This window comes from Citrobacter sp. CFNIH10, assembly GCF_002934585.1.
Classification (GTDB): domain Bacteria; phylum Pseudomonadota; class Gammaproteobacteria; order Enterobacterales; family Enterobacteriaceae; genus Citrobacter_A; species Citrobacter_A amalonaticus.
Window position 1 is genome coordinate 3,488,557 of the sequence record NZ_CP026216.1, and the last position, 11,710, is coordinate 3,500,266.

At 54.0% G+C, this 11,710-nt stretch carries 11 protein-coding genes; 6 read left to right on the forward strand and 5 right to left on the reverse strand.

Annotated features, from left to right (window positions below; all coding sequences use genetic code 11):
- Positions 1-3 precede the first annotated feature (3 nt).
- The 5 genes from lolC to cobB all read left to right on the forward strand — a co-directional run bounded on the left by lolC (position 4) and on the right by cobB (position 4,979).
- Positions 4-1,203 (forward strand): lipoprotein-releasing ABC transporter permease subunit LolC, encoded by a 1,200-nt coding sequence (lolC, locus tag C2U53_RS20620; protein ID WP_104446387.1) that lies wholly within the window; start codon positions 4-6, stop codon positions 1,201-1,203.
- Entirely contained in the window at positions 1,196-1,897 is a 702-nt protein-coding gene (lolD, locus tag C2U53_RS20625; RefSeq protein WP_043000962.1) for a lipoprotein-releasing ABC transporter ATP-binding protein LolD, read from the forward strand. The genes lolC and lolD overlap by 8 nt, the downstream gene beginning before the upstream one ends.
- Positions 1,897-3,141 carry a lipoprotein-releasing ABC transporter permease subunit LolE gene (gene lolE, locus C2U53_RS20630; protein ID WP_043000961.1) on the forward strand — a complete coding sequence of 415 codons (1,245 nt, stop codon included), beginning with the start codon at positions 1,897-1,899 and terminating at the stop codon, positions 3,139-3,141. The genes lolD and lolE overlap by 1 nt, the downstream gene beginning before the upstream one ends.
- An 89-nt stretch (positions 3,142-3,230) precedes the next feature.
- Entirely contained in the window at positions 3,231-4,142 is a 912-nt protein-coding gene (gene nagK, locus C2U53_RS20635) for an N-acetylglucosamine kinase (RefSeq protein ID WP_043000960.1), read from the forward strand.
- A 15-nt stretch (positions 4,143-4,157) separates the two neighbouring features.
- The gene (cobB, locus tag C2U53_RS20640; protein ID WP_043000959.1) at positions 4,158-4,979 is read left to right on the forward strand and encodes a Sir2 family NAD+-dependent deacetylase; all 822 of its coding nucleotides are present in this window, start codon (positions 4,158-4,160) and stop codon (positions 4,977-4,979) included.
- A gap of 36 nt (positions 4,980-5,015) precedes the next feature.
- Here the strand turns inward: cobB and potD are convergent, their stop codons facing one another.
- From potD to potA, 4 genes are read right to left on the reverse strand one after another with little or no spacing between them, the layout of a single operon-like run.
- Entirely contained in the window at positions 5,016-6,062 is a 1,047-nt protein-coding gene (gene potD, locus C2U53_RS20645; RefSeq protein WP_044254924.1) for a spermidine/putrescine ABC transporter substrate-binding protein PotD, read from the reverse strand.
- Positions 6,059-6,850 (reverse strand): spermidine/putrescine ABC transporter permease PotC, encoded by a 792-nt coding sequence (gene potC, locus C2U53_RS20650; RefSeq protein ID WP_054176609.1) that lies wholly within the window; start codon positions 6,848-6,850, stop codon positions 6,059-6,061. Before potC ends, potD begins: the two co-directional genes overlap by 4 nt.
- A complete protein-coding gene (gene potB, locus C2U53_RS20655) occupies positions 6,847-7,704 on the reverse strand; it encodes a spermidine/putrescine ABC transporter permease PotB (RefSeq protein WP_043000956.1) in 858 nt (285 codons plus the stop codon). Before potB ends, potC begins: the two co-directional genes overlap by 4 nt.
- The gene (potA, locus tag C2U53_RS20660) at positions 7,688-8,824 is read right to left on the reverse strand and encodes a spermidine/putrescine ABC transporter ATP-binding protein PotA (protein ID WP_043000955.1); all 1,137 of its coding nucleotides are present in this window, start codon (positions 8,822-8,824) and stop codon (positions 7,688-7,690) included. Before potA ends, potB begins: the two co-directional genes overlap by 17 nt.
- 371 nt (positions 8,825-9,195) lie before the next feature.
- On the opposite strand from potA, the gene pepT reads away from it, so the two are divergent.
- Complete coding sequence (pepT, locus tag C2U53_RS20665; protein ID WP_043000954.1) at positions 9,196-10,422, forward strand: peptidase T; 1,227 nt, start codon at positions 9,196-9,198, stop codon at positions 10,420-10,422.
- A gap of 103 nt (positions 10,423-10,525) precedes the next feature.
- Here the strand turns inward: pepT and roxA are convergent, their stop codons facing one another.
- On the reverse strand, positions 10,526-11,647 hold the full coding sequence (gene roxA / locus C2U53_RS20670; protein WP_043000953.1) for a [50S ribosomal protein L16]-arginine 3-hydroxylase: 1,122 nt from the start codon (positions 11,645-11,647) through the stop codon (positions 10,526-10,528).
- Between the last annotated feature and the right edge of the window lie 63 nt (positions 11,648-11,710).

The window sequence follows — 11,710 nt, forward strand, 5'->3', positions numbered from 1 at the left end:
TTCATGTACCAACCTGTCGCTCTATTCATCGGCCTGCGTTACATGCGCGGGCGTGCAGCAGATCGCTTCGGTCGCTTTGTCTCCTGGCTTTCCACCATCGGCATTACCCTTGGGGTGATGGCGCTGGTCACGGTTTTGTCAGTGATGAACGGTTTTGAACGTGAACTGCAAAATAACATCCTGGGGTTGATGCCCCAGGCCATCCTTTCTGCGGAACAAGGCTCTCTGAATCCACAGCAACTGCCGGAAAGCGCTGTAAAACTGAACGGTGTCAATCGTATTGCGCCGCTGACAACCGGCGATGTCGTGCTGCAAAGCGCGCGCAGCGTGGCGGTCGGGGTGATGTTGGGTATCGACCCGGCACAAAAAGATCCGCTTACGCCGTATCTGGTCAATGTGAAGCAAACCGATCTGCAGCCAGGTAAGTATAATGTCATCCTCGGTGAGCAGCTCGCAGGCCAGTTGGGGGTTAATCGTGGCGATCAGATCCGCGTGATGGTGCCGTCTGCCAGTCAGTTCACGCCGATGGGCCGTCTGCCAAGCCAGCGTCTGTTTACCGTGATCGGCACCTTTGCAGCGAACAGTGAAGTCGATGGTTACCAGATGTTGACCAATATTCAGGACGCCTCGCGCATCATGCGCTACCCGGCCGGGAATATCACCGGTTGGCGTTTGTGGCTGAATGAGCCGCTGAAGGTGGACTCGCTCAGTCAGCAGACGTTGCCGGAAGGGACGAAATGGCAGGACTGGCGCGAGCGTAAAGGCGAGCTGTTCCAGGCCGTGCGGATGGAAAAGAACATGATGGGGCTGCTGTTGAGCCTGATCGTAGCGGTTGCCGCGTTCAATATTATTACCTCGTTGGGTCTGATGGTGATTGAGAAGCAGGGAGAAGTAGCTATTTTGCAAACGCAGGGGCTGACGCCGCGACAGATCATGATGGTCTTTATGGTGCAGGGGGCCAGCGCCGGGATTATTGGCGCACTGCTGGGTGCCGCGCTGGGTGCGCTGTTGGCCAGTCAGCTCAATACCCTGATGCCGGTGATCGGTATCCTGCTGGACGGTGCGGCGCTGCCGGTGGCGATCGAGCCGCTGCAGGTCATCGTCATTGCGCTGGTGGCAATGGCCATCGCGCTACTTTCTACGCTTTATCCTTCCTGGCGCGCTGCCGCCACTCAACCCGCTGAGGCTTTACGTTATGAATAAGATCCTGTTGCAATGCGACAAATTGTGCAAACGCTATCAGGAAGGTTCCGTGCAAACCGACGTGTTGCACGATGTCAGCTTCAGCGTGGGCGAAGGCGAAATGATGGCGATTGTCGGCAGCTCCGGCTCCGGCAAAAGTACGTTGTTGCACCTGCTGGGCGGGCTGGATACCCCGACCTCCGGCGATGTCATTTTTAGCGGTCAGCCGATGAGTAAACTGTCGTCGGCGGCGAAAGCGGAGCTGCGTAATCAGAAGCTCGGCTTTATTTATCAGTTCCACCACCTGCTGCCGGATTTCACCGCGCTGGAAAACGTGGCGATGCCGCTGCTGATTGGCAAACACAAACCGGCTGAAATTAACGCACGGGCGCGTGAAATGCTGAAAGCGGTAGGGCTGGATCATCGTGCCAGCCATCGTCCGTCTGAACTGTCTGGCGGTGAGCGTCAGCGTGTGGCGATTGCCCGCGCGCTGGTCAACAACCCGCGACTGGTGCTGGCGGATGAACCAACCGGTAATCTGGATGCGCGCAACGCCGACAGCATCTTCCAGCTTCTGGGCGAATTGAACCGCTCGCAGGGCACCGCGTTTCTGGTCGTCACTCACGATCTGCAGCTGGCGAAGCGCATGAGTCGCCAACTGGAAATGCGTGACGGACGCCTGACGGCAGAACTGAGCCTGATGGGGGCGGAGTAATGGCCTCGCCTTTATCGTTATTAATCGGTCTGCGCTTTAGCCGGGGACGGCGGCGCAGCGGTATGGTATCGCTGATTTCGGTGATCTCGACTATCGGTATCGCGCTGGGGGTGGCGGTTCTGATCGTCGGCCTGAGCGCGATGAACGGCTTTGAGCGTGAGCTGAACAACCGCATTCTGGCCGTGGTGCCGCACGGCGAGATTGAAGCGGTTAATCAACCGTGGACCAACTGGCGCGACGCGCTGGAGAAGGTTCAAAAAGTGCCGGGTATTACCGCCGCAGCGCCGTACATCAACTTTACCGGACTGGTGGAGAGCGGGGCGAATTTGCGCGCTATTCAGGTAAAAGGCGTGGATCCGCAGCAGGAACAGCGTTTGAGCGCGTTGCCCTCGTTTGTGCAGAATAACGCCTGGGCTGATTTTAAAGCTGGTGAACAACAAATCATTATCGGTAAGGGCGTCGCAGACGCGCTGAAGGTGAAGCAGGGAGATTGGGTCTCCATCATGATCCCCAATTCAAATGCCGATCATAAGCTGATGCAGCCGAAACGCGTGCGGCTACACGTTGCTGGCATTTTGCAGTTAAGCGGTCAACTGGATCACAGCTTCGCGATGATCCCGATGGCCGATGCCCAGCAGTATCTGGAGATGAACAACACGGTTTCCGGCATCGCGCTGAAGGTCAACGACGTTTTCAACGCCAACAAACTGGTGCGTGATGCTGGTGAAGTGACCAACAGCTATGTTTACATCAAGAGCTGGATTGGCACCTATGGCTATATGTACCGCGATATCCAGATGATTCGCGCCATTATGTATCTGGCGATGGTGCTGGTGATCGGTGTCGCCTGTTTTAACATTGTCTCAACATTAGTGATGGCGGTAAAAGACAAGAGTGGCGATATTGCGGTATTAAGAACGCTGGGGGCGAAAGATGGCCTGATCCGCGCCATTTTTGTCTGGTACGGTTTGCTGGCAGGACTGTTCGGCAGCCTGATCGGCGTGGTCATTGGTGTGGTGGTTTCGCTACAGCTGACGCCAATCATTAACGGCATCGAAACGCTGATCGGCCATCAGTTCCTTTCCGGGGATATCTATTTTATCGACTTCCTGCCATCCGAATTGCACTGGCTGGATGTGATTTATGTGCTGGTCACCGCACTGTTGCTGAGTTTGTTGGCGAGTTGGTATCCGGCGCGGCGCGCCAGTAACATCGATCCTGCAAGAGTACTTAGCGGCCAGTAACCATAATTGCGTGAGAGATACACAACAACCTCCCTGTGACCAGAACAGCGGCCGCCTGAAGGATGAAGTGTATAAAACAAGGAGCGGCAATGTATTACGGGTTTGATATTGGTGGGACAAAAATTGCGCTAGGCGTCTTTGACAACGAGCGGAAATTACGGTGGGAAAAGCGTGTTCCCACGCCGCGCGACAGCTATGACGCTTTTTTAGAGGCTGTTTGCGGGCTGGTGGCGGAAGCCGATCAGCGTTTTGGCGTGAAAGGTTCGGTGGGCATTGGCATCCCCGGAATGCCGGAAACCGAAGATGGCACGCTGTACGCCGCGAATGTCCCTGCTGCCAGTGGCAAACCCCTGCGCGCCGATCTTAGCGCGCGCCTTGATCGCGACGTTCGTCTCGACAACGATGCAAACTGTTTTGCCCTGTCTGAAGCCTGGGATGATGAATTCACCCGCTATCCGCTGGTGATGGGCTTGATTCTGGGCACCGGGGTGGGCGGCGGTTTAATCCTCAACGGAAAACCGATTACCGGGCGCAGTTACATTACCGGCGAGTTTGGTCATATGCGTCTGCCGGTCGATGCGCTCACCCTGATGGGTCTCGATTTCCCGTTGCGCCGCTGTGGCTGCGGTCAACTCGGCTGTATTGAAAATTATCTGTCCGGGCGAGGATTTGCCTGGTTGTATCAGCATTATTATCATCAACCGTTACAGGCGCCTGAAATCATTTCACTGTGGGAGCAAGGCGATGAACAGGCGCGGGCGCATGTTGAGCGTTATCTGGATTTGCTGGCGGTGTGTCTGGGAAATATCCTGACTATTGTCGATCCGGATTTGGTCGTCATCGGCGGCGGATTGTCGAATTTTACCGCCATTACCACCGATCTGGCGGACAGACTACCGCGTCATCTGCTTCCCGTGGCACGAGTGCCCCGCATTGAGCGAGCACGACATGGTGATGCCGGTGGGATGCGTGGTGCTGCCTTCTTACATCTTACCGATTAATCAAAAGAGGTTGCTATGCTGTCGCGTCGGGGTCATCGGTTAAGTCGATTTCGGAAAAACAAACGCCATCTGCGCGAACGCCTTCGTCAACGGATCTTTTTCAGAGACAGAGTGGTACCGGAAGTGATGGAAAAACCAAGAGTTTTGGTGCTTACAGGGGCAGGGATCTCCGCGGAGTCTGGTATTCGTACCTTCCGCGCCGCTGATGGACTGTGGGAAGAACACCGGGTTGAAGATGTGGCGACGCCGGAAGGCTTTGCCCGTAATCCCGCGCTGGTGCAGTCATTCTATAATGCCCGCCGTCGGCAATTGCAGCAGCCTGAAATCCAGCCTAATCCGGCGCACATCGCGCTGGCAAAGCTGGAAGAGGCATTGGGCGACCGCTTTTTGCTGGTGACACAGAATATCGATAACCTGCATGAGCGGGCGGGTAACCAGAACATCATCCATATGCATGGCGAGCTGTTGAAAGTGCACTGCTCGCAGAGCGGACAAATTCTGGAGTGGACGGGCGATGTGACGCCGGAAGATAAATGTCACTGCTGCCAGTTTCCTGCGCCGCTGCGTCCGCACGTGGTGTGGTTTGGTGAGATGCCGCTCGGGATGGATGAAATCTATATGGCGCTGGCCATGGCGGATGTTTTTATCGCCATCGGCACCTCCGGACACGTTTATCCGGCGGCTGGTTTTGTCCACGAAGCGAAGCTGCATGGCGCGCATACGGTTGAGCTGAATCTGGAACCAAGCCAGGTCGGCAGTGAGTTTGAAGAGAAATATTACGGTCCGGCAAGCCAGGTTGTACCTGAGTTTGTAGAGAAGTTATTGAAAGGTTTGTAATAAAAAGGCCCGGATTTTCCGGGCCTTTTTGCTGGATTAGCGTCCTGCTTTTAGCTTCTGATAATACTCTTCGTAGATCGTGCTGGCGGAGCCTACATCGTTCTGCCATTCGCCTTTGCTGATGGTTTCTGCATCCGGATAGAGTGATTTATCGTTGGCGATTTCCGGGCTTAACAGCTTACGTGCCGCCAGGTTTGGCGTCGGATAGCCGATGGTTTCCGCCACTTCCTTCGCCACGTCGGGGCGCAGCAGGAAGTTGATCAACTTCAGCGCGCCTTCTTTGTTTTTGGCGTTTGCCGGAATTGAAAGGCTGTCCATCCAGAAGATCCCGCCTTCTTTCGGCCAGACTACTTCCAGCGGCGTACCGGCCTGACGGGCGACGAAGGCAGAGCCGTTCCACACCATCCCCAGATTCACTTCGCCTTCCATATACGGATTCGCCGGGTTGTCGGAGTTAAACGCGGCAACGTTAGGCATCAGCTTTTTCAGCTCGTTATAGGCTGCTTCAATCTCTTTAGGATCGGTGGTGTTGCCGGAATAGCCCAGTTTACGCAGCGCCATCTGGAACACTTCGCGCGCATCGTCGGTCAGCAGCAGACTGCCTTTGTATTCCGGTTTCCACAGGTCAGCCCAACGGGTGACGGTTTTCGGGTCGATGCTGTCGCTGTTCACGCCAATGGCCGTCGCGCCCCAGATGTACGGAATGGAGTAGTCGTTGTTGGGATCGAACGGCTTGTTCAGCATCTCCGGATCGAGATTGTTGAAGTTGGATAACTTCGACTTATCAATCTTCTGAATCATGCCTTCTTTACGCATTTTATCGACATAGTAAGTCGATGGCACGACCAGGTCATATGCGCCGTCTTTGTACGTTTTGAGCTTGGCGTACATGGTTTCATTCGACTCGTAGGTCGAGTAAATAACCTTGATGCCGGTCTCTTTAGTGAACTGTTCCAGCAGTCCTGGCGGAACATACTCGGTCCAGTTGTAGAAATAGAGTGTTTTACTGTCGTCCGCGTGCGCAGCGCTGATTCCCATGACGAGAGCGCCTGCCGCGAGCAGGTGGCGTGACCATTTTTTCATTTTAACGTCCCCTGAACTTTAGTTTTATCACGAGCAATAAGTTGGCTGGCGATCACCAGAACCAGCGATAACACCAACAGAATAGTCGCCAGCGCATTCACCTCCGGTGAAACGCCGACTTTCACCATTGAGTAGATCTTCAACGGTAGAATTTCATAACCCGGCCCGGTGACGAACGACGAAACCACCACATCGTCCATCGACAGGGTAAAGCTCAACAACCAGCCAGCGGCGACTGCTGGCATCGCTAATGGCAGAATGATTTTACGCAGGATAGTCATTTCGCTGGCACCCAGATCTTTTGCTGCTTCCAGCATCCGCACGTCAAACCCCTTCAGCCGCGAATAGACCGTCACAACCACGAAAGGCAGGCAAAAGGTGATATGTGAGAACAGTAGTGACCAGAAGCCCAACTGAATGCCCAGCAGCATAAACAGCACCAGCAGTGAAATCGCCATTACGATATCCGGCGACATCATGACCACAAACAGCATCCCGCTGACGAACGGCTTGCCGCGAAAACGGTATCGATACAGCGCCACGGCCGTTAACGACCCGATAGCGGTGGCGAACGTTGCGGAAAAAATAGCCATCGTCAGCGAATGTTGCGCCGCCTGCAGCAGGCTATCGTTGTTCATCAGCAGGCCATACCATTTGGTGGTAAAGCCCTGCCAGTTAATGCCAAAGCGCGAGCTGTTAAAGGAGTTCACAATCAAAATAATGATCGGAATATACAGGTACGCGTAGATAGCGGTCATGAAACCGCCGCGAAGCAGACGACCGATCATTCGAGTTCTCCCTTTTTGTTCAGCAATCGGGAGGCGCGCCAGTAAACCAGCAGCATCAGGCCCATCACAATCGTCAGGGTAATGCTGGTTGCGGCACCAAACGGCCAGTCGCGGATATTGAGGAACTGAACTTTAATCACGTTACCGATCAGCAGGTTTTTCGCGCCGCCCATCAGATCGGAGACGTAGAACAGTCCCATCGCGGGCAGCATTACCAGCAGGCAGCCCGCAATAATCCCTGGCATGGTCAGCGGAATGATGATCCGAATAAAGGTCTGCAATTTACTGGCACCCAGATCTTTTGCCGCTTCCAGCAACGGTCTGTCGAGTTTCTCAATGCTGGAATACAGTGGCATCACCATAAACGGCAGCAGGATATACACAAGACCAATAATGACTGCGCTCGGGGTAAACATAATGCGCATCGGCGTATCGATCACCCCGAGCCAAAGCAGAAACTCGTTCAGGTAACCCTTGGTGCTAAGGAAAATTTTCAGCCCGTAGATGCGGATCAGCGAGTTGGTCCAGAAGGGAACAATCAGCAGAAATAGCAGCAGTGGGCGGACTTTCTCTGGCAGTCGCGCCAGAAACCAGGCAAATGGATAGCCGAGCACGAGGCAGGCGAGGGTGGCGATCAGCGCCATATTCAACGAGTGCAACAGCACTTCAAAATAGAGCGGATCGAGCAGGCGCGCGTAGTTGTCCAGCGTAAAGACCATTTTGACGAAGCTGGCATCGTCGCGGGTCAAAAAGCTGGTACCAATGATCATCAGGTTGGGCAGAAAGACAAACAACACAAGCCAACCGACGATAGTGACAATCACCACATTCTGGAATTTACTTGTGTTCTTCATCAGCCAGTACGACCTCCCAGCTTTCTACCCAGTTAATGGCCATTTTCTGGTCGAGAGAGTGGTCAAAGTCCGGGTCATCTTCGTTGAAGAATTCGCTGACCATCACCATCTTGCCATTTTCCAGTTCAACCACCGACTCCAGCGTCATACCTTTATAGTTACGTTCACGGACATAGCCGATCAGGCCGTCAATGTGGTTGTCATCGTTGATTTCATCCACGCGCAAATCTTCCGGGCGTAACAGAACGTGCAGTTTCTGTCCTGGCTCAACGGCGAAGTTGACGTAGATATTGCATTCACGGCCTTCGACGTTAGCACGAACGCGCTGTTCGTCCAGACGCTCGATCACCGTGGCGTTAAACATATTGATTTCGCCAATGAATCCGGCGACGAACAGGTTTTTCGGCTCTTCGTAAATTTCACGCGGCGTGCCGTCCTGTTCGATGCGCCCATCGCGCATCACGACGATGCGATCGGACATGGTCAGGGCTTCTTCCTGATCGTGCGTCACGAACACGAACGTGATGCCGAGCTTACGCTGCAAGGCTTTCAGTTCGTTCTGCATCTGCTTTCGCAGCTTATAGTCCAGCGCGGAGAGGGATTCATCCAGCAGCAACAGGCGGGGTTTATTGACCACCGCACGGGCAATCGCTACGCGCTGCTGTTGGCCGCCGGAAAGTTGATGTGGTTTACGCTGTGCAAACTCTTCCAGTTGCACCATCCGCAGGGCTTCCAGTACGCGTGGCGTGATGTCGGCTGCAGGGGTTTTCTGCATACGCAAACCGAAGGCCACATTTTCAAAAACAGTCATGTGGGGGAATAGCGCATAGCTTTGAAAGACGGTATTCACATAACGGTTTTCTGCCGGTACGTGAGTGATATCCTCGTTATCGAGCATGATGTGCCCGGAATCTACGGTTTCCAGACCAGCAATCAGGCGCAAAACGGTTGTTTTACCGCAGCCAGAAGGGCCAAGCAGCGTGAGGAACTCGCCATTATTGATTGTCAAATCCAGTTCAGAAATGACCTCTTTTCCATCGAAGCTTTTGCTGATACCTGACAAAAGAACCAGCGGTGAAAGCGAACGCGGTTGTTTATTCAATTTTTTACTCTGTCCCATGTAGACGCAACGGATGGCTGACCGATGCGGGGTTTGTGGTTGACCACCTTGGTGACTCTTAATGAGGGCCGTAATTCTACGGCAAACCGTTGTCATCGCCAATGTTTGTTGCTAATTACTCTACACTTCATCTTTCAGACTGCCTGTTTGTAGGCTGCACTCACATACCCCAGTCACGTACGGTTTGTTCGCGCCTGGGGATTCATGCGCTTGCCGCCGCGATGCATCCTGTACGCTTTTGTGGATATATTTCCTGAATAAAGGGGTCCGGAAGCGAAATATTCTCGTTTGCGGGGATAAAAGTGACCTGACGCAATATTTGTCTTTTGTGGCTTACTGATAATGTTGTCACAAATAGTGAGGGTGACTGCATGGATAAACTACTTGAGCGTTTTTTACACTACGTTTCATTGGATACCCAATCGAAAGCGGGTGTGAGACAGGTTCCCAGTACCGAGGGACAGTGGAAGTTATTAAATTTGCTCAAACAGCAGCTCGAAGAGATGGAGCTGGTCAATGTGACGTTAAGTGACAAAGGGACGCTGATGGCAACGTTGCCGGCGAATGTCCCTGGCGATATCCCTGCTATTGGCTTCATTTCCCATGTGGATACCTCACCGGATTTCAGCGGTAAGCACGTAAATCCGCAGATCGTGGAGAACTATCGCGGCGGTGATATCGCGCTGGGCATTGGTGATGAAGTGTTGTCGCCGGTGATGTTCCCGGTGCTGCATCAGTTGCTTGGTCAAACGCTGATCACCACCGACGGCAAAACGCTGCTGGGGGCGGACGACAAAGCGGGTGTGGCGGAAATCATGACCGCGCTGGCGGTTCTGAAGCATAAAAATATTCCGCATGGCGATATTCGCGTCGCTTTTACACCGGACGAAGAGGTGGGCAAAGGGGCGAAACACTTTGATGTAGCAGCCTTTGACGCCAAATGGGCCTATACCGTCGACGGCGGCGGCGTGGGTGAACTTGAGTTTGAGAACTTCAATGCCGCTTCGGTGAATATCAAAATCGTCGGCAATAACGTGCATCCGGGGACGGCAAAAGGCGTGATGGTCAACGCATTATCGCTGGCGGCGCGTATTCACGCCGAGGTTCCTGCGGATGAAAGCCCGGAAATGACCGAAGGATATGAGGGCTTCTACCATCTGGCGAGCATGAAAGGCACCGTGGATCGCGCCGATATGCACTACATCATTCGCGACTTCGACCGCAAACAGTTTGAAGCGCGCAAACGTAAGATGATGGAGATTGCCAGGAAGGTCGGGAAGGGGCTGCATCCGGACTGCTATATTGAACTGGTGATTGAAGACAGTTATTACAATATGCGCGAAAAAGTGGTTGAGCATCCGCATGTTCTGGATATCGCACAGCAGGCGATGCGTGACTGCGATATTCAACCAGATATGAAGCCGATTCGCGGCGGTACCGACGGCGCACAGCTCTCTTTCATGGGATTACCGTGCCCGAATCTGTTCACCGGCGGCTACAACTATCATGGCAAGCATGAGTTTGTGACGCTGGAAGGGATGGAAAAAGCGGTGCAGGTGATTGTGCGGATTGCCGAATTAACGGCGAAGCGGTCGTAGCGTGGTTGATGCCAGTTGACGCGACGCTTATCTGGCCTACAGGACATCTGAACCGTAGGCCGGATAAGACGCGTTAGCGCCGCCATCCGGCATCGTTTCAATGTTATCCTTCGAAGAACCAGTACCCGCTGTTGACCAGGGCTGCCAGCATCGCGAGGAACGATGGATCTTCCAGTGCGTCACCAAAGTTCTCTGCAGTCAGCACGATATGGCTGGCAAGGGCTTCCAGCGCCGGACGGTGCGGAGAGTCAATTCTCTCGCCGTTGGCATAAACGTCATCACCCACACGCAGTACCCGTAACCCCCCCAGACGCACCAGCACATCGCCTTGTTTCAGGGCATCGTAGATTTCATCAGGCTGATATGGCGGCTCCGGCGGCGCAATATCCAGTTCATGACGCGACTGGGAGATAAACTCGCCAAACCACTGTTTAAAATGCTCCGGCTGATTAATCAGATCCAGCATCATAGTGCGCAGTTTGTCCATCTCCTGCGGCAGGACGTCAGCAGGATGCTCACGCGACGGTATGTCCGGGTCGCTGTAATAAGTACTGCCCAGCTCACGTTGCAGGACGTAGTCGGCAAAACCGCTGATCAGTTCACGGGTGTTTGGCGCGCGGAAACCGACGGAATAGTTCATCGCGTTTTCCAGCGCATAGCCTTCATGCGGGAATCCTGGCGGAATGTAGAGAATATCGCCCGGCTCCAGTTCTTCATCGATGATGGCTTCAAAAGGATCGACCTGCAGCAGGTCCGGATGCGGGCAGTGCTGCTTCATCTGCAACTTCTCACCCACGCGCCAGCGACGACGACCGGTTCCCTGAATGATAAACACATCATACTGATCGAGATGGGGACCTACGCCGCCGCCAGGGACCGAGAATGAGATCATCAGATCGTCGATACGCCAGTCAGGCAGGGCGCGGAAGGGGCGCATCAGCGCGGCGGTTGGCTCATGCCAGTGGTTCACCGCCTGCACCAGTAACGACCAGTTATTCTCGCCGAGATGGTCATAGCTTTCGAACGGACCATGGCTTACCTGCCATTTGCCATCCTGATGGCTTACCAGGCGGCTATCGACTTCACTTTCCATCGCCAGCCCTGCCAGTTCGTCAGGGGAGAGGGGATCGATGAAGTTATTAAAGCCGCGTTTTAACACCACTGGGCGCTTTTGCCAGTGACGTTCAAGAAATTCGGGCCAGTTGAGTGTTAATTGGTATTCCATATTGAGCTTCCACAGGCTGGGGCGGGTATCTGTCACCGATTATAACGGATGCTTAACCAGATG